We start from the raw sequence: 21,903 nt of genomic DNA, 5'->3' as shown, positions 1-21,903 counted from the left end.
TTCGAAGGAGAACCACCGCAATGTCGCTCCGATCCCGCTCCGCCTTCCACCGCCCGACCGCCGGTCTCAGCCGGCGCAACCTCCTCGCCGGCGGAGTCGGCCTCAGCGCGATGTTCGCGCTGGCCGCCTGCTCCGGTGGCGGTTCCGACGCCGGCTCCGACGCGCTCTCGACCACGGTCGACGGCGCCGGCCGCACCCTCACGCTCTGGGACTTCGAGACGCCCGACAGCGACCGCGGCATCGCCTGGCTCGCCGCCCGCGACATCTTCACCCAGGAGACGGGGGCCGAGATCGCGTACGAGTTCAAGGCCTTCGAGCAGCTGCGCACCGGCGCCAGCCAGATCTTCAACTCCAACTCGGCGCCCGACGTCGTCGAGTACAACAAGGGCAACGCGACCAGCGGGCTCCTCTCGAGCCAGGGCCTGCTCACCAACCTCGACGAGGCGGTCGCGTTCTACGGCTGGGACTCGCTGATCCCCGGCGCGCTGCAGACCACCGCGAAGTACGACGAGAACGGGATCATGGGCTCCGGCTCCTGGTACGGCATCCCCAACTACGGCGAGTTCACCTTCGTCTACTACAACAAGGACGCCTTCGCCGCGAGCGGCCTCGAGGTCCCCACCACCTACGAGGAGTTCACGGCCGTCCTCGACGCCTTCGTGGCCAAGGGGATCACCCCGCTGGCCGAGGCCGGCGCCGAGTACCCGCTGCAGCAGCTCTTCTACCAGCTCGCGCTGCTGAAGGCCGACCGCTCCTGGATCACCGACTACCAGACCTACACGGGCGAGGTCGACTTCGAGGACGCGGCCTGGAGCTACGCGGCCGACCAGCTGAAGACCTACGTCGACAAGGGCTACTTCTCGGCCGACGCCTCCGGGCTGAAGGCGGAGGACGCGGGCACGGCGTTCATCTCGGGCGAGTACCCGATCTTCTTCTCGGGCTCCTGGTGGTTCGGCCGCTTCAAGACCGAGATCACCGGATTCGAGTGGGACACGTTCCTCTTCCCGGGTGCCGAGTTCACGATGGGCTCCGCCGGCAACCACTGGGTGATCCCGGAGACGGCGAAGAACAAGGATCTCGCCTACAAGTGGATCGACATCACGATGCGACCCGAGATCCAGAACCTCATCGGCAACAACGGAGGCATCCCGCTGGTCGTCGACGAGAGCGCCATCACCGACGAGAAGAGCAAGGCGCTGCTCTCGCAGTGGAAGACGGTCGTCGACGGCGACCAGCTCTCCTTCTACCCCGACTGGCCCACCGCGACCTTCTACGACGACCTGGTCGCCGCCACGCAGGAGCTCATCAACGGCTCCTCCGACGAGTCCGCCATGCTCTCCGACCTCCAGGCCAAGTACGACGACGGAGTCGCCGACATCACGTGACTCGGAAGCGTCACGTGATGTCGGCCGAGGCGGCCGACCCCGCGCCTGCAGGCGCGGAACGGCAGCGGAAGACCTGAGGACGTGACGGCGACCCCTCGAGGGGGTCGCACGAACACCGCCGAGCCTCCACCCCCCCCCGCTGGATGCCGCTCCGGTACGCGACACGCCGTCGCCTCCGTACCGGAGCGGCATCCCGCGGCAGCACACCCACGACCCCGTCCGACCTAGGAGTACCCATGACGACGACAGCACCTCGTCGCGCGGAGAGCGCGCCGCCTCCCACGACGCCGCCCCGCGAGAAGCGCTCCGGCGGCTACTGGCTCTACCTGATCCCCGGGTTCGTGCTCTTCACGTTCATCGTGCTGATCCCGCTGATCTGGAACGTCTACATCAGCTTCACGTCCTGGCGCGGCATCAAGCCGCCGATCTTCATCGGCCTCGACAACTGGATCGAGCTGATGGGCGACGACCAGTTCTGGACCTCGTTCCTCAACTCGGTCTACATGATCATCGCGATGGTGATCGTCCCCACGATCCTCGGACTCCTGCTCGCGGCGATCCTCTTCGATCTCGTCGGCAAGAAGTTCGGCGGGCGCCTGGCGAGCTTCCTCCGCGCCACCTACTACCTCCCGCAGATCCTGCCGACCGTCATCGCCGCGATCGTCATCGGCTGGATCCTCCGCCCCGACAACGGCGCGCTGAACTCGATCCTCGAGGCCGTCGGGCTCGGCTCCCTCTCGCACGACTGGCTCGGCAAGCCGGACACCGCGATGCTCTCGATCATGGTCGTGATGATCTGGGTGCAGCTGGGCTACCCGGTCGTCATCTTCATGGCGGCGCTGCAGCGCGTGGACCCCGAGCTCTACGAGGCGGCGGAGCTCGACGGGGCGAACTGGTTCCAGCGCTTCCGCTGGATCACGGTCTCGATCATCCGGCCCGAGATCTTCGTGGTCACCCTCACCTGCACCATCGCCGCGCTGAAGGTCTTCGGCCCGATCTACGCCCTGACCCGCGGCGGCCCCGGCGACTCCACGATCGTCCCCTCCTACTACTCGTACACCGAGTTCTTCCAGAAGCAGCAGGTGGGCTACGGCGCCACCATCGCGACCGCGCTCACGATCGTCATCGTGATCCTCGCCGTGCTGTTCATCCGCGCCCAGGAGCGCGTCGAGCGCAGCGAAGGAGCCCGCTGATGTCGGCCATCGAGACCCTGCCCCTCACCCAGGCCGGCACGGAGGACGCGGACCTCTCGTCCTCCCGTCCCGCCAAGCCCGCGAAGGGCACGAAGAAGCGCACCCTCGGCGACTGGGTGATCCTCGCCGTCGCCGTGGTGATCGGGCTCGTGATCATCAGCCCGGTGCTGCTGATCCTGCTCAACTCCTTCAAGACCCCCGCGGAGTACTCGGCGAACGGCCCGCTCGCCTTCCCGACCGGCCTCTCCTTCGACGGCCTCTCGACCTTCTGGAGCCGCGTCGACTTCCCCGAGAAGCTCGGCAACTCGATCCTCATCTCGGGGTCGGTCGCGATCCTCGCCGTCGCCCTCTCGGTGCTGAACGCCTACGCGATCGGCATCGGCCGGGTCCGCGGCCGGAGCTGGATCATCGTCCTGTTCCTGCTGGCGAACATGCTCCCGCAGGAGGCCCTGCTCTACCCGCTGTACTACATGTTCAAAGCGGTCGGGATCTACGACACCCAGCTGTCGGTCATCGTCATCTTCACCGTCATCCAGTCGGCGTTCGGCACCTATCTGCTCTCGAGCGTCTACGGCACCTTCCCGAAGGAGATCCTCGAGGCCGCGGCTCTCGACGGCGCCTCGAAGTGGCAGGTCCTCACCCGGGTGATCGTCCCGATCTCGCGGCCCACCCTCTCGGTGCTGATGATCTTCTTCTTCATCTGGACCTGGAACGAGTTCCTCATCCCGCTGGTCTTCCTGGTGAGCGACGCGACGCAGACCGTCCCGATCGCGATCTCGAGCCTCCAGGGCGACAAGATCATGGACGTCACCACGACCAGCGCGAGCGCCCTCCTGGGCCTTCTCCCGACGCTGATCTTCTTCCTGATCTTCCAGCGCACCCTCACCCGCGGCATCACCGCCGGCGCGGTCAAGTAGCCCTCTCTCCCTCCGTCGGCGCCTCCCTCACGGGATCCGCCGGCGCGCCATCGAAAGGCACCTCCATGAAGTTCACCGACGGGTTCTGGCAGACGCGGGCCGGATTCACGCCCCTGTTCGCGCAGGAGGCGTACGACATCCGCACCGACGGCACCTCGCTCGAGGTGATCGCCCCGACCCGGGTCATCCAGGGCCGTGGCGACGTCCTCAACCGGCCGGCGCTCACGGTCACGGTGTCCTCGCCGGCCGAGGGGGTCGCGCGGGTGCGGATCGAGCACTGGCGCGGGACGGCGGTGCGCCCCGGCTTCGAGCTGGCCGAGGGCGACGTCGGAGCGGCGGAGGTGACGGAGTCCGGCGGCGTGCTGCGCACCGGCGACCTCGAGGTCCGGATCAGGCAGGGCGCTCCGTGGTCTCTGGAGTTCTGGGACACCTCGACCGGCACGCGCCTCACCGGGTCCGGGCACAAGGCGCAGGGCTACCTGACCGGACCGGACGGAGCCGCCTACCTGCACGAGCAGCTCGACCTCGGCGTCGGCGAGCTGATCTACGGGCTCGGCGAGCGCTTCGGCCCCTTCGTGAAGAACGGCCAGACCGTGGATGTGTGGAACGCCGACGGCGGCACCTCCTCCGAGCAGGCCTACAAGAACGTCCCGTTCTACCTCTCCAGCCGCGGCTACGGCGTGCTCGTGAACGATCCCGGCCTCGTCTCGTTCGAGATCGGCTCCGAGGCGGTCGAGCGCGTGCAGTTCTCGGTCGGCGGCGAGGCGCTGGAGTACCTGGTGATCCAGGGCCCGGCGAAGAAGGACGTGCTGCGGCGCTACACCGGCCTCGCGGGCCGCCCCTCCGTCGTGCCCGCCTGGAGCTACGGGCTCTGGCTGACGACCAGCTTCACCACGAGCTACGACGAGGAGACGGTGAACTCCTTCATCGACGGCTTCGCGGAGCGGGAGCTGCCGCTGTCGGCGTTCCACTTCGACTGCTTCTGGATGCGCGAGTTCCAGTGGACCGACCTCGAGTGGGACCCGCGCACCTTCCCGGACCCGGAGGGGATCCTCGCCCGCCTGCACGAGCGCGGGCTGCACACCTGCGTCTGGATCAATCCGTACATCGCGCAGGCGTCGCCGCTGTTCGCCGAGGGGCGCGAGAAGGGGTACCTGCTCAGAACGGCCTCCGGCGACGTCTGGCAGTGGGACATGTGGGTCGCCGGCATGGCGCTGATCGACTTCACGAATCCGGAGGCGACCTCCTGGTTCCAGGAGAAGCTCCGCGTCCTCGTGCGCCAGGGCGTCGACTCCTTCAAGACCGACTTCGGCGAGCGGATCCCGTCGGAGGGCGTCGTCTGGGCCGACGGGACCGACCCCGAGGCCATGCACAACTGGTACACCCAGCTCTACAACCGCGCGGTGCACGAGGTGCTCGAGCAGGAGCTCGGCGAGGGCCGCGCGGTCCTCTTCGCCCGCAGCGCCACGGTCGGCGGGCAGGCGCTGCCGGTGCACTGGGGCGGGGACAACACCTCCTCCTACGTGTCGATGGCCGAGACCCTGCGCGGAGGCCTCTCGCTCGCCCTGGGCGGGTTCGGCTTCTGGGCGCACGACATCGGCGGGTTCGAGGGCACGCCCGATCCCGGAGTGTTCAAGCGCTGGCTCGCGTTCGGCCTGCTCTCCTCGCACTCGCGGCTGCACGGATCCTCCTCGGTGCGCGTGCCGTGGGCGTTCGACGAGGAGGCCGTGGAGGTCACCCGGCTCTTCACCCGGCTGAAGCTCTCGCTGATGCCCTACCTCTTCGCGGCGGGGGCGGAGGCGGCGAGCACCGGCGTCCCGATCATGCGGCCGATGGCGCTCGAGTTCGAGGACGACCGCAGCGCCGCCCACCTCGACACGCAGTACCTGCTCGGGCACGACCTGCTCGTCGCTCCGGTGTTCACCGAGGACGGCACGGTCGAGTTCTACCTCCCGCGCGGGACGTGGACGAGCTGGTGGACGGGCGAGCGGATCGTCTCGACGGGGGAGTGGCGCCGTGAGGTCCACGGCTTCGACTCGCTGCCGCTGTACGTGCGCGAGGGCGCGGTGATCCCGGTAGGGGCCCGCCAGGACTCGGCCGAGTACGACTACCTCGACGGGCTCGAGCTGAGGGTGTTCCCGGGACCGGACGGAGCGACGCCGGTCCGGGTCGTCGCGCACGACACGGGGGAGGAGACGGTCTTCACCGTGACGCGCACCGGCGGCGAGGTCTCGGTCGACGGCCCGGCCGGCACCTGGACCTGGGTCGAGGCCTGAGCGGCGCCCTCCTGCTGATCGAGCAGCGGGCGCAGCCCTCCCCTCGAGACCCCGGCCCCGCCCCCGGCTAGGCTGACCCCCGCAAGCAGAGGAGACCGCGGATGCCCGACCACGCGACGCGCGGCAACAACCTCGACCGCGTCAGGCGGCACAACCTCTCGGCGATCCTCCGCCTCGTGCACCGCGGCGGCCCCCGCTCCCGCTCGCAGCTGACCCGCCTGACCGGCCTCAACCGCTCCACGATCGCGGCGCTGGTCGGCGAGCTGGTGGAGCTCGGCATCGTGCGCGAGCGCGAGCCCGCCACGCCGAACCAGGTCGGCCGGCCGAGCCCCGTCGTCGAGGCCGATCCCGGAGTCGTCGCGCTCGCCGTGAACCCCGAGATCGACGCCGTCACGGTCGCCGTGGTCGGCGTCGACGCCGTCGTCCGCCGCCGCATCCGCCGCTCCGCCTCCGTCCCCACCGCCGAGGCCGCCGCCCGTCTGGCGGCCGAGGCGGTCGCCGAGCTGCTCGCCGAGCTGCCCGAGGAGACGCGGACCGTCGGCATCGGCGTCGCCGTGCCCGGCCTCGTCCGCGACGCCGACGGCCTCGTCCGGGTCGGCCCGCACCTCGGCTGGGACGACGAGCCCTTCTCCCGCATGCTCGCGGACGCGACCGGCCTGCCCGTCCTCTCGGCGAACGACGCCAACCTCGGTGCACTCGCCGAGAGCGTCCTCGGCGCCGGCCGCGACGTCTCGCACCTCGTCTACCTCAACGGCGGCGCGAGCGGAGTGGGCGCCGGCGTCATCGTCGGCGGCGCGCCTCTGCACGGCATCGACGGCTACGCGGGGGAGATCGGCCACACCCTCGTCAACAGCGCGGGCATCGACTGCCACTGCGGCGCCGTCGGCTGCCTCGAGACCGAGGTCGGCCGCGCCGAGCTGCTCACCGTGCTCGGCCTCGACGAGAGCGAGCGGCTGGAGGAGGCGCTCGCCGCCTCCGAGGACCCCGCCGTCCGCGCCGAGGTCGAGCGCCAGCTCGGGCACCTCGCGGTCGCCCTGCGCAACGTGATCAACGTGTTCAACCCGCAGCTCGTGGTGCTGGGCGGCTTCCTCGGGGCGCTGATCGGAGTCGCGCCGGGGTTCCTGGAGGAGCGCCTGGGCCGCGGCGGCCCCTTCCGGGTCGCGCTCGACTCCGTGCGCATCGTGCGGACCGAGCTCGGCGCCGATCTGCTCATGCTGGGCGCAGCCGAGCTCGCCTTCGAGCGCCTGCTCGCCGACCCGCTCGGCACTCCGCTCCACCCGGTCTGACCCGACGGCGGGCCGAGGGGTGGCGCCACTGTCCGACACGTGATCGAATTGATTCGACCGAGCGGCGTGGAGCCGACGAGGTCCGCTCCCGAGCCGAGGACGACACCGGCCGCACCCCTCCCTCCCACCCCGCTGCGCCCTGCGCAGGAAGGCACTCCGTGTCCACTCCCGCCTCGACTCCGACCGCCTCCCTCCCGGTGCACCGCCACCCGGGCGACGCCCTGACGGCCCGCCAGCGCCTCGTCTACGTGATCGTCCTCGGCTCGCTGACCGCCCTCGGGCCGTTCACGATCGACCTCTACCTGCCGGCGTTCCCCGCGCTGCAGAGCGAGCTGAACGTGTCGGAGGCGGCGGTCCAGCTGACCCTCACCGGCACGACCCTCGGCTTCGCGCTCGGCCAGCTGGTCGTGGGCCCCTGGAGCGACGCGGTCGGCCGGCGCCTGCCGATCCTCCTGGCTACCTCTCTGCACGTGCTGGCCTGCGTCGGCGCGGCGCTCGCCCCCGAGATCGTCACCCTCGGCGTCTTCCGCTTCCTGATGGGAGCCGGCGCGGCGGCGGGCGGCGTGGTCGCGATGGCGATGGTCCGCGACCTCTTCGGCGGACGCCCGCTGGTGCGCATGCTGTCCCGGCTCGCCCTGGTGTCGGGCCTCGCGCCCGTGCTCGCGCCGGTCATCGGCTCCCAGCTGCTGCTGATCATGGACTGGCGCGGGATCTTCGTCTTCCTCGCCGCCTACGGCGTGCTGGTCGTCGCGGCCGTCGGCCTGCTCGTCGTCGAGACCCGGCCCCGCGCCGCCCGCCACGAGCGCGAGCACCGCTCGCTCGTGCAGCGCTACCGGGCCGTCCTCAGCGACCGCGTGTTCCTCGGAGTGGCGGTGATCGGGGGCATGACCTTCGCCGGCCTGTTCACCTACCTCTCCAGCTCCTCGTTCCTGTTCCAGGGCCTCTACGGATTCGACGCGCAGCAGTACGGGCTGCTCTTCGCCGTGAACTCGCTCGGCGTCGTCCTCGGCGTGCAGGCGTCCTCCTACCTCAGCCGGAGGATCGGGCCGCAGTGGATCCTCGCGATCACGACGCTGACGCTGTTCACCTCCGCCGGCCTGATCGCCCTCTTCGACGTGCTCGGGCTGGGGCTCTGGGGCACGCTCGTCCCGCTGTGGTTCTTCATCGCGTCCTGCGGCTTCAGCTTCCCGTGCGTGCAGGTCCTCGGCCTGGTCAACCACGGCCGGGAGGCGGGGACGGCCGCGTCGCTGCTCGGAGCGGTCAACTTCGGCACCGCCGGACTGCTGTCGCCGATCTCGGGGGTCTTCGGCGCCGGCTCGGCCGTGCCGATGGCCGTGGTGATGATGGCGACGGCGACCGTGTCGATCCTGGCGCTCTGGCTGATCGTCCGGCCGAGGAGCGTCCCGGCGCTGCAGGACTGAGCGCTCGGCTCCGGGTCCCGGCGGTCCGGCACGCCCCGCTCCTGCAGCTCCTCCCGGGTGTTCGGGCCCTCGCTGGATCCGCTCCCGAGCGCCGCTGCTACAGTCCCCTCCCATGTCCTCCCGCGACTCCTCCGCCCTGCTCGCCGAGCTCTCCGACCCCGACCGCGACGTCCGCCTCCGTGCGGCGATGACCCTGGGCGAGCTCGCCGAGCCCGCCACCGCCGAGCCCCTCGCCGCGCACCTGTGGGAGGAGCCGGACTTCTTCGTCCGCGACGTGCTCACCTGGTCGCTCGGCCGCCTCGGCTCCGCCGCCGTCCCCGTCGCCCGCGAGGCGCTCGGCCGCGAGCCCCGGGTGCGCACGCAGGCGCTGCACGTGCTCAGCAAGATCCTCGACCCGGCGACGCTCGACGACATCGCCCCGCTGGCCGCCGACTCCGAGCCCGCCGTCGCCGCGAAGGCCCGCTTCGCGCTGGGCCGCCTCGGCGACGAGCGCGCCCTGCCGGTCCTGCTCGGCCTGCTCGGCGACGACGACGCGGAGGCGCAGAACGTGCTCACCGACGTCCTCGCCTCCTTCGGCGCCGCGGCCGTCCCCGGTCTGGAGCAGGCTCTCCGCGAGGGGTCCGCGCCGGTCCGGCGTCACGCCGCCGCCGCGCTCGGCTACCTGGGCGACGACGCGCGTCCTGCCGTCGACGCGCTGGACGGGGCCGCCGGCAGCGACGACTCCGCGCTCGCGGTCTCGGCCGTGATGGCGCTCGGCTCGATCACCGGTCCCGACGCGGCCGCCGCCCTCGAGCGGGCCTCCGCCTCGGACGACTCCCGCGTGAGCGCCGTCGCCGCGCGGCTCCTCGCGCGCTCCTCCGAGCCGACCCGGCTCGACGCCCTCCGCGCCGCCCGCCTGGCCCGCGCGGCCGGCTGAGCCGCGCCGCGAACCCCCGCGGGGGAAGGCCCCTGATCCGCAAGGCCGCTCGAACCCTGTCATGAACCCCGCCGCGCGGACGCCGGTCTTCCGATCGGTCGGCCGCGCCGCCCCGCAACCCCCAGCGGGGGAACGCCGGGTGACGGCATCATGTCCGGATGGATCACCGCGACGACCGCCTGTCGACCGAGCCCGGAATCGCGCGCCCCGACGCCGTCCAGCGTGCGCGGATGCGCGAGCAGGTGCCGTCCGACGACGTCGCCGCCCGGCTGCTGACGAAGGAGGCGGCCCACCGGGTCTCCCGCCGCTGGCCGCTGATCTCCGCGTCGCTCGCGATCCTGCTCACGGTGCTGCTCGCCGTGCTGATCGCCTTCCGCCCCACCTCGGCCTTCCGCTTCGACGTGGAGTGGATGGACGAGATCGTCGAGCACCGCTCGCCGGTCTGGGACATCCCGGCCCTTGTCATGAACACGGTCGGAGCGGGGCTCGTCGGCACGACGCTCATCCCGCTCGGCATCGTCGCCGTGCTGCTGGTGTTCCGCAGGCGGTGGGCGGCGCTCTACTACGCGATCGCCGCGCTGGTCAGCGTGGGCGCCACTCAGCTCGTCAAGGAGCTGGTGGGACGCGCCCGCCCGGCCGACATGCTCGTCACCAGCGACTACGGCTCCTTCCCGTCCGGCCACACCGCCAACGCGGCGACGACGGCGATGGTGCTGGCCCTGGTGTTCCCGCTTCTGTGGGTCTGGATCGCGGGCTTCCTCTACACCGTGGCGATGATGGCGAGCCGCACCTACCTCGGCGCCCACTGGCTGAGCGACACCGTCGGCGGCCTGCTGCTCGGGATCGGCGTGGCGCTCGTGGTCTGGGCTCCGCTCGCCGGCCGCCTGCGCACCGAGGCCGAGCTCCCGCACCCGCCGATCTGGATCCGCCGCACCACCTGACCGGCGCAGTTCTCTTCGCGCGAGGGCTTCGAGACCCTCAGTATCGGCGCCCGAGGAGCGCGGAGGCTCGCCGATCAGCCGAAGGCGGCGAGCGAGTCGAGCTCGTTGAAGGTGTAGACGTGCAGGCCCGCGAGGCGGTCGCCCGCCGCCGCTTCCAGGCGCGCGACGAACGCGGACGGGTCGAAGCGGCGTCCGCGGAGGAGCCCGCCGGCCACCGAGGTGCTCCGCTTCAGGAAGCCGAGCGAGGAGCCCACTCCGATCCGCGCGCCCAGCGTCAGCAGCCGCGAGCGCTCGACCGGCCCCGGCACCCCCGCCCACAGATCGGCCGTGATCCCCGTCTCGCGGAGCCGGTCGGCGTAGCGGACCACCGCGTCGACGTCGAAGCACATCTGCGTGACGATCGAGCGGATGAACGGAGCGCGCTCGCGCAGGTGCCGCTCGATGCTCTCGTCGGAGAGGTGCGGGTGGCCCTCGGGATAGCCTGCGATGTCCAGGGCCAGCCCGGGTGAGATCTCCCGGGCGTCGCGGATGAGCTCGAGGCTCGTGGAGTAGGTGCCGGCCGCCGAGGACGCGTCGCCCGAGATCACGAACGCCTCGTCGATCCCCGCCTCGCCCATCCGCTCGAGGACCCGCTCGAGTGCGGCGCGGCCCTCGACGTTCCGCGCCGCCAGGTGGGGTACCACGCGGAACCCGCGCCCGGCCAGCGCGACCGCGCAGTCCACGGTCCGCCCGGTCCCGTGCTTCGGCAGGCTGGTCACGGTCAGCGTCACCGCGGAGGGGTCCGGGAACGCCCGTGCGGCGCGCTCGCCGATGTCGTCGGCCGGGATGATCTCGAAGCGAGCGCGGGTCATCGGCCCAGCCTGCCACGCGGAGACGGCGCGGCGCGGGTGGTGGCCGCAGCCGCACGAGTGTCGGAGGGGCGCCCTAGCCTGGAGCCGATCGCCGCCCGGTGATCGCGGAAGGAGTCGCGTGTACCTGGAGTCCGGCCGCGTGGTCACGAGCCCCACCGACCTGTCGAACTGGGCGTCCTGCGAGTGGGCGGTCCTCCGCCGGTTCGACGCCCTGCTGGGCCGCGCCCCGCGCCTCGAGGCCGAGAGGGACGGGATGCTCGAGCGCACCGCGGTACTCGGCGACGAGCACGAGCACCGCTTCCTCGCCGAGCTGAAGCGCACGCACGAGGTGCTCGAGTTCGAGCGCCCCGAGCCCGCCGGCTACCCCGCGGCGGCCGAGGCGGCCGTCGAGGCGATGCGCGCCGGGGTGGACGTGCTCTACCAGGCCACCTTCTTCGACGGCGAGTTCCTGGGCTTCTCGGACTTCCTCCTCCGCACCGCAGACGGCGCCTACGAGGTCTACGACACCAAGCTCGCCCGGCACGCGAAGATCCCGGCGCTGCTGCAGCTCGCCGCCTACGCCGAGCAGATGCAGGCGCGCGGCATCCGCGTGGGGGAGCAGGTGCACCTCGTGCTCGGCGACGGCTCCGTCACCAGCCACGAGCTGGCCGTCGTCGCCCCGGTCCAGCGCGTGCAGCGCGCCCGGCTCCGCGCCGTGCTCGACGAGCGCCTCGCCGCCGACGAGCCGCTGGAGTGGGGCGATCCGCGCTACCCCTCCTGCGGACGCTGCTCGGTCTGCGCGCCCGAGGTCCAGGCGCACCGCGATCCGATCCTCGTCGCCGGGATGCGGCTCGACCAGCGGGCGAAGCTCACGGCGGCCGGCGTCCTCACCCTCGACGCCCTCGCCGAGCACGACGGCCCCGTCCCCGGCCTGGGCGCGGGCACGCTCGAGGGCCTGCGCGCCCAGGCGCGGCTGCAGCTGCGGTCGGAGTCCTCGCCGGTGCCGGCCGTCGAGGTGATCGACGCCTCCGTGCTCGCCGGGCTGCCCGCGCCCGATCCGGGGGACCTCTTCTTCGACTTCGAGGGCGACCCGCTCTACACCGAGGACAACCGCGAGTGGGGCCTCGACTACCTCTTCGGCATGGTCGACGACCAGGAGCGCTTCACCGCGCTCTGGGCGCACGACCTCGCGGCCGAGCGCCGGGCGCTCCTCGACTTCCTCGCGCTCCTGCGGGCGCGCCGGGCCGAGCACCCCCGGATGCACGTCTACCACTACGCCTCCTACGAGCGCAGCCACCTGCTCTCGCTCGCGCTCCGCCACGGGGTCGGCGAGGAGGAGGTCGACGCGCTCCTGCGCGACGGCGTCCTGGTCGACCTGTACCCGGTGGTGCGGCGGGCGCTCCGCGTGGGCTCGCGCAGCTACTCGCTCAAGAAGCTGGAGCCGCTCTACATGGGCGAGGAGGAGCGGGACGCGTCCGGCGTCACGAACGCCGCCGACAGCATCGAGATGTACGTGGAGGCGCGCGCCGCACAGAGGGCCGATCCTGCCGAGGGGCAGCGCGGGCTCGACCTCGTCGCCGAGTACAACGCCTACGACTGCCGCTCCACGCTCCGCCTGCGCGACTGGCTCCTGGAGCTCGCTCCGCCGCGCGAGGAGCTGCCGCCGCTGCTCGAGGTCGAGATCCCCGTGCCCCGCGAGCCGCACCCGGTCGCGGTCGCCCTGCTGGCGCAGGTCGAGGGGATCGAGCCGCGGGAGCGCACCGCCGACCAGACCGCGCTCGCCCTCGCCGGCGCGGCGATCGACTACCACCGCCGCGAGGCCAAGACCTTCTGGCAGGAGCACTTCGACCGCCTCCGGCAGCCGCTGGACGAGTGGGCGGACACCCGCGACGTCGTGATGATCGACCGGGTCGAGGTCGTCCGCGACTGGGCGAAGCTCCCGCGCGCCCGCACGCAGTCGCGCGAGCTGCGGATCCTCGGCCGGCTCGCTCCCGGCAGCCGGCTCGGCACCGGCTCGTCGCCGTACCTGGTCTACGAGGCCCCGGCGCCCCCTGGTGCGCCCTCGCCCGGTCCCGGTCTGCGCGGCGCCTCCGAGCGCTCCGAGATCCTCGCGGTCGACGACGACGGGGAGCGGATCGTCCTGCTCCTCAAGGAGGGCCTGAAGGCGGGGGAGGATCCGCACGACGACGCTCCGGTCGCCCTCGCCCCCGCGCCGCCGCCGCGCGCCGCGCCCCAGCCCGAGGCGATCGCGGAGTGGGGCGGCGAGGTCCTCGACGCGCTGCCCGCGATGCTGGCCGACCCGGCGCTCGACGTCCTCCGCCGCGTGCCGCCCGGAGCCGTCGCTCCTGTGCAGGGCGACGACGTGATCGGCGCGGTCGTCACCACTCTGCTCGGACTCGACCGGGCGACCCTCGCGGTGCAGGGTCCGCCCGGCACCGGGAAGACCTACGTCGGCTCCCACGTGATCGCCCGGCTGGTGAACGAGCACGGCTGGCGCATCGGCGTGGTCGGCCAATCGCACTCGGTGGTCGAGAACGTGCTGAGCGCCGTCGTCGGCCGCGGCGTCGATCCCTCCCGCGTAGCGAAGGTGCCCAAGAACGGCACGCCGCCCGAGGCGCTCGAGGCGACGCCCTGGGCGCCGGTGAAGAACGCGGCGGCACTCACCGCGGTCCTCGAGGAGGGCGGCGGCTGCGTCATCGGCGGCACCGCCTGGACCTTCGCGAATCCGGTCACCGTGCCGCGCCGCTCGCTCGACCTCCTGGTGGTCGACGAGGCCGGGCAGTTCTCGCTCGCCCCGACGATCGCGTCGGCCGTCTCCGCCCAGCGGCTGCTCCTGCTCGGCGATCCGCAGCAGCTGCCCCAGGTGAGCCAGGGCGCGCACCCGGAGCCGGTCGACGAGTCGGCGCTCGGCTGGCTCGCCGACGGGCACGACGTCCTCCCGCCCGAGTACGGCTACTTCCTCGCGCAGACCCACCGGATGCACCCGGCGCTCTCCGACGCCGTCTCCGAGCTCTCCTACGAGGGCGCGCTGCGGTCGCGGGCGCCGCAGGTGCGCCACCTCGAGGGGGTCGAGCCGGGCGTGCACTCCGTCCCGGTCGAGCACGCGGGCGACACCACCTCCTCGCCGGACGAGGCGAGGCGCGTCGTCGAGATCGCCCTCTCCCTCGTCGGCCGCGCCTGGACCGACGAGCACGGCGAGCGGACGCTGACCGCGGCCGACGTCATCGTCGTCGCGCCCTACAACGCCCAGGGCGGGCTCCTCCGCACCGCCCTCGACGCCGCGGGCCTCGAGGAGACGCCGGTCGGCACGGTCGACCTCTTCCAGGGCAGGGAGGCGGTGGTCGCCATCGTGTCGCTCGCCGCGTCCTCCGGGGCCGACGTCCCGCGCGGAATGGAGTTCCTCCTCCTGCCCAACCGCCTGAACGTCGCGGTCTCGCGCGCGAAGTGGGTGGCCTACCTGGTGCACTCGCCGGCGCTCGCCGCCTCGCTCCCGACCTCGCTGACCGGCCTCGGGCACCTCTCCGGCTTCCTCCGCCTGCTCGAGCGGGGGGAGCGGGCCGCCCTGTGACGGATCCGGTGGCCGGAAGGCGCGCTCCGCTCCGATTCCGTCGGTGCTCGGCATGGTGGACGACGCGATCCGTCGCTACGGTGTCCCCATGAGAATCCTCCTGGTCGGCGCCGGCGGCGTCGGCGACGCCTTCGCGAAGATCGCCGCGCGCCGCTCCTTCTTCGAGCAGATCATCGTCTGCGACTACGACCTCGCTCGCGCCGAGCGCACGGTCGCCTGGATCGCGGACCGGCACGGTGCCGACGACCGCTTCGTCGCCGCGCGGATCGACGCCTCCGACGCCGAGAACGTCGAGACCGTCGCCCGCGCGCACGGGGCGACCCACGTGATGAACGCCGTCGAGCCGCGCTTCGTCCCGACGATCTTCGCCGGAGCGCTCGCCGCCGAGGCCGACTACCTCGACATGGCGATGAGCCTCTCGCTCCCGCACCCCGAGCGGCCCCACGAGCTGACGGGGCTCAAGCTCGGCGACGAGCAGTTCGCCGCGGCGGAGGAGTGGTCCTCCCGCGGCCGCCTCGCCCTGGTGGGCATGGGCGTGGAGCCGGGACTCTCCGACGTCTTCGCCCGCTACGCCTCCGACCACCTCTTCGACGAGATCGACGAGCTCGGAGTGCGCGACGGCGCGAACCTCGTCGTGCACGACGCGGACGGCCGCGAGATCTTCGCTCCGTCCTTCTCCATCTGGACCACGATCGAGGAGTGCCTGAACCCGCCGGTGGTGTTCGAGCGCGACCGCGGCTGGTACACCACCGCCCCCTTCTCGGAGCCGGAGGTGTTCGAGTTCCCCGAGGGCATCGGCCCGGTCGAGTGCGTGAACGTCGAGCACGAGGAGGTGCTGCTGATGCCGCGCTGGCTCGACGCGAAGAAGGTCACCTTCAAGTACGGCCTCGGCGAGCAGTTCATCGGCGTCCTGCGCACCCTCCACCTCCTCGGCCTCGACAGCACCGAGCCCTTGCGGGTCCGCTCGGCCGGCGGTCCCGTCGAGGTCTCGCCGCGCGACGTCGTCGCCGCCGCCCTGCCCGACCCCGCCGGCATCGGCCCGCGGATGACGGGCAGGACCTGCGCCGGCCTCTTCGTCTCGGGCACGAAGGACGGCGCCCGCCGCGAGGTGTACCTCTACCACGTGAGCGACAACGAGTGGACGATGGCCGAGTACGGCACCCAGTGCGTGGTCTGGCAGACGGCGCTCAACCCGGTGGTCGCCCTCGAGCTCCTCGCGACCGGCGTGTGGACCGGCGCCGGAGTGCTCGGGCCGGAGGCGTTCAGCGCCGACCCGTTCCTCGAGCTGATGGCCCGCCCCGAGGCCGACGGCGGGTACGGACAGTCCTGGCACGTCCGCGAGGACTGACCGGCGCCGCCGACCTAGGCTGAGCCCATGAGTGACGACGACGGGCTCGCCTCGGCGAGGGACGAGGCGCGCGCGGCCCTGGAGGCCGCCCGCCGACTGCAGGCGGAGGCCGCCGAGGCCCTGGCGCGAGCGGAGGCGGCGGCCGCGGCGCTGAACGCGGCGGCCGGCCCGGAGGAGGCGGAGGCCGTCGCGGACGACGTGCGGCTGGTGGCGGCGTCGGGGAGCGGAGCGGAGCAGTCCGCTGCTCCCGTTGCCCCGGACGCCGTCGCTCCGGACGCCGTCGCTTCCGGTCCGATCGCTCCGGATGCACCTGCTCCGCCCGCCCCCTCGGCGCCCGCCCCGGCCACCGGCCCGCTCCCCGAGAGCGCCGTCGACGCCGTGCGCGCCGGGTACGCGTTCACCGGCCCGGCCCTCGAGCTCGGCGCCCTCGTCAACGGCGACGCGCGGATCGACGTGCCCGTCCGCATCCCGCTCGGCATGCTCAACCGGCACGGCCTCGTCGTCGGCGCGACCGGCACCGGCAAGACGAAGACGCTGCAGGTCCTCGCCGAGCAGCTCTCGGCCCACGGCGTCCCCGTCTTCGCTGCGGACATCAAGGGCGACCTCTCCGGCCTCGCCACTCCGGGCACCGCGACCGACGCGCTGCTCGCCCGCACCCGCGGCATCGGCCAGGACTGGCGGGCGGAGGCGGCCCCCGCCGAGTACTTCGCGCTCGGCGGCATCGGCATCGGCGTCCCCGTCCGCGCCACCGTGACGGGATTCGGCGCGCTGCTGCTCGCGAAGGTGCTCGGCCTCAACCACACGCAGGAGTCGAGCCTCGGCCTCGTCTTCCACCACGCCGAGAGCGCCGGTCTCCCGCTCGTCGACCTGTCCGACCTCCGCGCCGTGCTCACCTACCTCGTCGGCGACGAGGGCAAGGCGGAGCTCGCCGAGCTCGGCGGGCTGTCCAAGGCGACCGCCGGCGTGATCCTCCGCGAGCTGATCGCGTTCGCCGACCAGGGCGCCGACGTGTTCTTCGGCGAGCCCGAGATCGACACGGCCGAGTTCCTCCGCCTCGCCGCCGACGGGCGCGGCGTCGTCAGCCTCCTCGAGGTCCCCGGAGTCGCCGACCGACCGGCTCTGTTCTCCACCTTCCTGATGTGGCTGCTCGCCGACCTCTTCAACGACCTGCCGGAGGTCGGCGACCTCGACAAGCCGAAGCTGGTGTTCTTCTTCGACGAGGCGCACCTGCTCTTCCGCGACGCGTCGAAGGACTTCCTCGCCGCGATCACCCAGACCGTGCGCCTCATCCGCTCCAAGGGCGTCGGCATCGTCTTCGTCACGCAGACCCCGAAGGACGTGCCGGGCGACGTCCTCGCCCAGCTCGGCTCCCGCGTGCAGCACCAGCTCCGCGCGCACACGCCGGACGACGCCAAGGCCCTCCGCGCCACCGTCTCGACCTACCCCGAGAGCGACTACGACCTCGGCGAGGTCCTCCAGGCGCTCCCCATCGGCGAGGCGATCGTGACGGTCATGAACGAGCGCGGCGCCCCGACCCCGGTCGCCTGGACGCGTCTCCGCGCCCCGCTCGGCTCGATGAAGCCCACCCCCGAGGCCGACCGCGAGGCGAGCGTCCAGAGGTCCCCGCTCCTCGCGCGCTACGGCACGCCCCTCGACCGCGACTCCGCCCGCGAGATCCTCACCCGCCGGCTCGACGCCGCCGCCGACGCCGAGGAGGCCCGCGCCGCCGCCGAGCAGCAGGCCGCCGACGACGCCCGCCGCGCGAAGGAGGACGCGCGTCGCGCCAAGGAGGAGACCGCGGACGCCGCCCGCCGCGCGAAGGAGCGGGCCGCCGCCGAGCGCGCCGCCGACCAGGCCGCCGAGCGCTCCCGACGGCGCACGGCACCGACCTCCCGCGGGACCCGCACCACCCGCCGCGACAAGACGGTCGTCGAGGAGGTGCTGGGCTCGAGCGCCGGCAGGACGCTGCTGCGCGAGGTGGTCCGCGGGATCTTCGGGACCGCCCGACGGCGCTGACGCGACCCGGGCCGCTCGGGGAGACGAGGCGCTAACGGAATCGTGTTAGCGTCGGTAGCATGAGTGAGAGCGGGACGACGCGGGAGCGGATCCTCCGAGCGACGGTCGAGCTGCTGGCGGACGGCGGGCGGGACGCGGTGTCGACGCGGGCGATCAGCGCGGCGGCGGGGGTGCAGGCCCCTACGATCTACCGGACGTTCGGCGACCTGCGCGGGCTGCTCGACTCGGCCGCGGCAGCCGGATTCGCCACGGCCCTCGCCGACTTCGAGCGGAGCGAGGCGCCGGCCGACCCGGTCGACGCGCTCCGTGCCGCCTGGGATCACCACGTCGCCTTCGGACTCGCCGAACCGCACCTCTACGCGCTGATGTTCACCGCGCGGCCGGGGGAGGAGTCGGAGGCGGCGCGCCTGTCCCGCGGCGTCCTCCTCGACGCGGTCCGGGCCGTCGCCGAAGCCGGCCGCCTCACCGTCGACGTCGAGCGGGCCTCCCGCCTGCTCCAGTCGGCCGCGCTCGGCTGCACCCTCACGCTGACCGCCCTCGCCGACCCCGACGACGAGCTCTCGTCCCGCTCGCGCGAGTCCGTCCTCGCGGCGATCACCACGGCGGAGGCGGGCCCCACCGATCCCGCCGCCCGTGCGGTCGTCGCGCACGCCGTCGCCCTGCGGACGGCGCTGCCGCAGATCGAGCCCCTCAGCGCGGGGGAGCGGCTCCTGCTCGACGAATGGCTCGAGCGCATCGCCGACTGACGGCCGGCGTCGCCGGAGGGCCCGTATCGCCGCCCTGTCGTCCGCGTTGTCGTAATACGGATGGCGACGGGCACGATCCGGGACCGGCACCTACGGTCGGACCATGTCGCGATCCATAGCCGAACTCTTCTTCCGCCCCGTCTGCGCCGCCTGCTCGGCCCCGCTCGTCGCCCGCCGTGGTGCTTTCTGCTCCGACTCCTGCGCGCGGACGAACCACCTCTACGGCTGATCCCGCACGCCCGGCGCGCGCCGAACGATCGGCGGCGCCTGCTCGGCGCGACGTCGTCGGCTGCAGCCGGGTGTGCCCCGGCAGGGCGAACCCGGCGCTGCGTGAGTGGGCCGCTCCGATCGACGCCTCCACCGGTCGACCGGGCTCCGACGATCGGCCGCACCGGTTAAACAAAACGGTGCCCGTGCTGGCGAGAGCAACGGACACCGTTCGCGGAGGATGGGGGATTCGAACCCCCGAGGGCTTTCACCCAACACGCTTTCCAAGCGTGCGCCATAGGCCACTAGGCGAATCCTCCTGGCACGACCTGAGCCGCGACTCATCGATACTAGCCGGTGTCGGAGGCTCCCGCTGACCACGACCCCGACACGCCCCGCTCTCCTCGGCCGCCGTCGTCGGTTAGACTGTCACCCGGCTCCCCGCGTGGCGCCATCCAGGCCAACTCCCCCAGGGCGGAAACGCAGCAAGGGTAACCGGGCTCTGGCGGGTGCGCGGGGGGTCTTCTTCCGTTAACCGGCCCGCCTGCTCCGCCGATGGACCGCCGCACAGCCGCTACGAGGCCCTACCGACTGCGGACGCTCCTCCACAGCCGCGCGCCATGCACGCCCTCCCATCCCTGGCCTCTACTCAGCCAGGCGGAGGGACCCCCTCGGTAGGCTGGATCCGATGGTTCAGAGCATCTACATCTCGTCCGCCGAAGGTCATTCGGGCAAGTCCACGGTCGCCCTCGGCGTCCTCGATGCGCTCAGCAGCCAGGTGCAGCGGGTCGGCGTGTTCCGCCCGATCGCCCGCTCCACCTCCGAGCCGGACTACGTGCTCGAGATGCTGCTCGGCCACTCCGACTCGGGCCTCGCCTACGAGGACTGCATCGGCGTCACCTACGAGGACGTCCACGCCGACGGCGAGGCGGCGCTCTCGCGGATCGTCGAGCGGTACAAGGGCGTCGAGGCCCGGTGCGACGCCGTCGTCATCCTCGGCTCCGACTACACGGACGTCGGCAGCCCCACCGAGCTCGGCTACAACGCCCGCATCGCCGCCAACCTCGGCGCTCCGGTCCTGCTCGTCCTCACCGGCCGGGACTCGTCCCGCAGCGAGCAGCTGGGCCAGGCGCCCGCGCGCACGCCGGAGGAGATGCGCCAGATCACGGAGCTCGCCTCGGTCGAGCTGCGCACGGCCCACGCGAGCCTCATCGGAGTGATCGCGAACCGCGCCGATCCCGACACCGCCGCCGACGCCGTCGCCGCGATCCGCGAGAGCATCCCCGCCACCGTCCCGGTCTGGGCGATCCGCGAGGATCCGTTCCTCGTCGCTCCGAGCCTGTCCCGCCTGGTCGAGGCGGTCGACGGCGTCGTCGTCGCGGGCGATCCGGAGCTGCTCGGCCGGGAGGCGCTCGGCGTGGTGATCGCCGGCATGTCCATGGTGAACGTCCTGCCGCGGCTCACCGAGGGCGGCGTCGTGATCGTCCCCGGCGACCGGCCCGAGGTCGTCCTCGCCGTGATCATGGCGTACGCCTCCGGTACGTTCCCCACCGTCACCGGCATCATCCTCAACGGCGGCTTCGAGCTGCCGGAGCCGATCGTCCGGCTGATCGAGGGCGTCGACAGCCGCGTGCCGATCGTGATGACCGAGCTCGGCACCTACGACACCGCCGTCCGCGTCACTGCGGCCCGCGGCCGCCTGGCGGCCGACTCCCCGCGCAAGCGCGACACCTCCCTCGCCCTCTTCCAGGAGGCGGTCGACGCGGTCGAGCTGCTCACCCTCCTCGACGTCGGCCGGTCCGAGGTCGTCACGCCGCTGATGTTCGAGTACGGGCTGATCGAGCGCGCGCGCATCGCCGACCGCCACATCGTCCTGCCCGAGGGCGGCGACGACCGGATCCTCCGCGCCGCCGCGACCGTGCTCAAGCGCGGCATCGCCCGGCTCACGATCCTCGGCGAGGAGGCCGAGATCCGCGCCCGTGCGGCGGGCCTCGGCCTCGACCTCGACGGCGCGCGCGTGCTGAGCACCCTCGACCCCGAGCACCGTGCGCGCTTCGCCGAGGAGTACGCCCGCATCCGCGCGCACAAGGGCATCACCTACGACCACGCCTACGACACCGTCACGGACGTCTCCTACTTCGGCACGATGATGGTGCAGCTCGGCCTGGCCGACGGGATGGTCTCGGGAGCCGCGCACACGACCGCGCACACCATCCGCCCCGGCTTCGAGATCATCAAGACGAGCCCGGGCGTCTCCGTCGTCTCGAGCGTGTTCCTGATGGCGCTCGCCGACCGCGTGCTGGTCTACGGCGACTGCGCGGTGAACCCCGACCCCACCGAGGCGCAGCTCGCCGACATCGCGATCTCGTCCGCCGAGACCGCCCAGCAGTTCGGGATCGACCCCCGCATCGCGATGCTCTCCTACTCCACCGGCGAGAGCGGAGCCGGCGCCGACGTCGAGAAGGTCCGCGCGGCGACGGCGCTGGTGCGCGAGCGCCGGCCCGACCTGCTCGTCGAGGGCCCGATCCAGTACGACGCGGCGGCCGACGCGGCGGTCGCGGCCTCGAAGATGCCCGGCTCCCAGGTCGCCGGGCGCGCGACGGTGTTCATCTTCCCCGACCTCAACACGGGCAACAACACCTACAAGGCCGTGCAGCGCTCGGCCGGCGCCGTCGCCATCGGACCGGTCCTCCAGGGTCTGCGCAAGCCGGTCAACGACCTCTCGCGCGGCGCGCTCGTGCAGGACATCGTCAACACCGTCGCGATCACGGCCATCCAGGCCGCCACCCAGGCCATCGTCCCGCCCACCGCCGCCATCCCCGTGGTGCGCTAGCGGCGACCCCGCCGCCGCCC

Annotated in this window: 15 protein-coding genes, 1 tRNA gene and 1 other RNA gene; 15 read left to right on the top strand and 2 right to left on the bottom strand. The window is 72.6% G+C overall.

Translation table 11 applies throughout. The features are described from left to right. Window positions 1-20 precede the first annotated feature (20 nt). The 8 genes from C5D50_RS15590 (at window position 21) to C5D50_RS15555 (ending at window position 10,335) form a co-directional block, all read left to right on the top strand. The gene (locus C5D50_RS15590; RefSeq protein ID WP_258069649.1) at window positions 21-1,385 is read left to right on the top strand and encodes an ABC transporter substrate-binding protein; all 1,365 of its coding nucleotides are present in this window, start codon (window positions 21-23) and stop codon (window positions 1,383-1,385) included. A 236-nt stretch (window positions 1,386-1,621) separates the two neighbouring features. Further along, the gene (locus C5D50_RS15585; protein ID WP_104224874.1) at window positions 1,622-2,578 is read left to right on the top strand and encodes a carbohydrate ABC transporter permease; all 957 of its coding nucleotides are present in this window, start codon (window positions 1,622-1,624) and stop codon (window positions 2,576-2,578) included. Further along, entirely contained in the window at window positions 2,578-3,495 is a 918-nt protein-coding gene (locus tag C5D50_RS15580; protein WP_104283912.1) for a carbohydrate ABC transporter permease, read from the top strand. Before C5D50_RS15585 ends, C5D50_RS15580 begins: the two co-directional genes overlap by 1 nt. Before the next feature lie 65 nt (window positions 3,496-3,560). Next, window positions 3,561-5,771 carry an alpha-xylosidase gene (gene yicI, locus C5D50_RS15575; RefSeq protein ID WP_104283911.1) on the top strand — a complete coding sequence of 737 codons (2,211 nt, stop codon included), beginning with the start codon at window positions 3,561-3,563 and terminating at the stop codon, window positions 5,769-5,771. A 101-nt stretch (window positions 5,772-5,872) separates the two neighbouring features. Continuing rightward, complete coding sequence (locus tag C5D50_RS15570; protein ID WP_104227455.1) at window positions 5,873-7,057, top strand: ROK family transcriptional regulator; 1,185 nt, start codon at window positions 5,873-5,875, stop codon at window positions 7,055-7,057. Window positions 7,058-7,215: 158 nt separating this feature from the next. Continuing rightward, entirely contained in the window at window positions 7,216-8,478 is a 1,263-nt protein-coding gene (locus C5D50_RS15565) for a multidrug effflux MFS transporter (RefSeq protein WP_104258263.1), read from the top strand. A gap of 112 nt (window positions 8,479-8,590) precedes the next feature. Continuing rightward, window positions 8,591-9,394, top strand: a complete 804-nt coding sequence (locus C5D50_RS15560; protein ID WP_104234526.1) for a HEAT repeat domain-containing protein — start codon at window positions 8,591-8,593, stop codon at window positions 9,392-9,394. A 158-nt stretch (window positions 9,395-9,552) separates the two neighbouring features. Then, window positions 9,553-10,335: a phosphatase PAP2 family protein gene (locus C5D50_RS15555; RefSeq protein ID WP_244229597.1), complete on the top strand. Its 783-nt coding sequence runs from the start codon at window positions 9,553-9,555 to the stop codon at window positions 10,333-10,335. 74 nt (window positions 10,336-10,409) lie between these two features. On the opposite strand, the gene C5D50_RS15550 is transcribed toward C5D50_RS15555, so the two are convergent. Further along, window positions 10,410-11,186: a methylenetetrahydrofolate reductase gene (locus C5D50_RS15550; protein ID WP_104251307.1), complete on the bottom strand. Its 777-nt coding sequence runs from the start codon at window positions 11,184-11,186 to the stop codon at window positions 10,410-10,412. Between the two features lie 118 nt (window positions 11,187-11,304). On the opposite strand from C5D50_RS15550, the gene C5D50_RS15545 reads away from it, so the two are divergent. The 5 genes from C5D50_RS15545 to C5D50_RS16900 all read left to right on the top strand — a co-directional run bounded on the left by C5D50_RS15545 (window position 11,305) and on the right by C5D50_RS16900 (window position 19,072). Further along, on the top strand, window positions 11,305-14,733 hold the full coding sequence (locus C5D50_RS15545; protein WP_104283909.1) for a bifunctional RecB family nuclease/DEAD/DEAH box helicase: 3,429 nt from the start codon (window positions 11,305-11,307) through the stop codon (window positions 14,731-14,733). Window positions 14,734-14,821: 88 nt separating this feature from the next. Next, window positions 14,822-16,081, top strand: a complete 1,260-nt coding sequence (locus C5D50_RS15540; protein WP_104248316.1) for a saccharopine dehydrogenase family protein — start codon at window positions 14,822-14,824, stop codon at window positions 16,079-16,081. Window positions 16,082-16,108: 27 nt separating this feature from the next. Further along, on the top strand, window positions 16,109-18,097 hold the full coding sequence (locus C5D50_RS15535; protein ID WP_104289032.1) for a helicase HerA-like domain-containing protein: 1,989 nt from the start codon (window positions 16,109-16,111) through the stop codon (window positions 18,095-18,097). Window positions 18,098-18,156: 59 nt separating this feature from the next. Beyond that, window positions 18,157-18,843 carry a TetR/AcrR family transcriptional regulator gene (locus C5D50_RS15530; protein WP_104227474.1) on the top strand — a complete coding sequence of 229 codons (687 nt, stop codon included), beginning with the start codon at window positions 18,157-18,159 and terminating at the stop codon, window positions 18,841-18,843. 103 nt (window positions 18,844-18,946) lie between these two features. After that, window positions 18,947-19,072: a hypothetical protein gene (locus tag C5D50_RS16900; protein ID WP_258060618.1), complete on the top strand. Its 126-nt coding sequence runs from the start codon at window positions 18,947-18,949 to the stop codon at window positions 19,070-19,072. Between the two features lie 213 nt (window positions 19,073-19,285). On the opposite strand, the gene C5D50_RS15525 is transcribed toward C5D50_RS16900, so the two are convergent. Next, window positions 19,286-19,370: transfer RNA gene (locus C5D50_RS15525), tRNA-Ser, on the bottom strand. A 112-nt stretch (window positions 19,371-19,482) separates the two neighbouring features. Between C5D50_RS15525 and ffs the strand changes: the two genes are divergently transcribed. Together ffs and pta are read left to right on the top strand one after the other, a co-directional pair. Further along, window positions 19,483-19,579: signal recognition particle sRNA small type (ffs, locus tag C5D50_RS15520), an RNA gene on the top strand. A 159-nt stretch (window positions 19,580-19,738) separates the two neighbouring features. Then, a complete protein-coding gene (gene pta / locus C5D50_RS15515; RefSeq protein WP_104227473.1) occupies window positions 19,739-21,883 on the top strand; it encodes a phosphate acetyltransferase in 2,145 nt (714 codons plus the stop codon). The last annotated feature ends 20 nt before the right edge of the window (window positions 21,884-21,903 follow it).

The organism is Rathayibacter sp. RFBD1 (genome assembly GCF_002932915.1).
Classification (GTDB): Bacteria; Actinomycetota; Actinomycetes; order Actinomycetales; family Microbacteriaceae; genus Rathayibacter.
The sequence above is the reverse complement of the archived record's forward strand: the minus strand, read 5'-3'. Positions and strand labels throughout refer to the sequence as shown.

Coding starts and splice junctions, on each gene's coding strand:
- pta (WP_104227473.1), top strand. CDS start 19,739: ATGGTTCAGAGCATCTACATCTCGTCCGCCGAAGGTCATTCGGGCAAG.
- C5D50_RS15590 (WP_258069649.1), top strand. CDS start 21: ATGTCGCTCCGATCCCGCTCCGCCTTCCACCGCCCGACCGCCGGTCTC.
- C5D50_RS15580 (WP_104283912.1), top strand. CDS start 2,578: ATGTCGGCCATCGAGACCCTGCCCCTCACCCAGGCCGGCACGGAGGAC.
- C5D50_RS15560 (WP_104234526.1), top strand. CDS start 8,591: ATGTCCTCCCGCGACTCCTCCGCCCTGCTCGCCGAGCTCTCCGACCCC.
- C5D50_RS15540 (WP_104248316.1), top strand. CDS start 14,822: ATGAGAATCCTCCTGGTCGGCGCCGGCGGCGTCGGCGACGCCTTCGCG.
- C5D50_RS15550 (WP_104251307.1), bottom strand. CDS start 11,186: ATGACCCGCGCTCGCTTCGAGATCATCCCGGCCGACGACATCGGCGAG.
- C5D50_RS15535 (WP_104289032.1), top strand. CDS start 16,109: ATGAGTGACGACGACGGGCTCGCCTCGGCGAGGGACGAGGCGCGCGCG.
- C5D50_RS15555 (WP_244229597.1), top strand. CDS start 9,553: ATGGATCACCGCGACGACCGCCTGTCGACCGAGCCCGGAATCGCGCGC.
- C5D50_RS16900 (WP_258060618.1), top strand. CDS start 18,947: ATGTCGCGATCCATAGCCGAACTCTTCTTCCGCCCCGTCTGCGCCGCC.
- C5D50_RS15530 (WP_104227474.1), top strand. CDS start 18,157: ATGAGTGAGAGCGGGACGACGCGGGAGCGGATCCTCCGAGCGACGGTC.
- C5D50_RS15585 (WP_104224874.1), top strand. CDS start 1,622: ATGACGACGACAGCACCTCGTCGCGCGGAGAGCGCGCCGCCTCCCACG.
- yicI (WP_104283911.1), top strand. CDS start 3,561: ATGAAGTTCACCGACGGGTTCTGGCAGACGCGGGCCGGATTCACGCCC.
- C5D50_RS15570 (WP_104227455.1), top strand. CDS start 5,873: ATGCCCGACCACGCGACGCGCGGCAACAACCTCGACCGCGTCAGGCGG.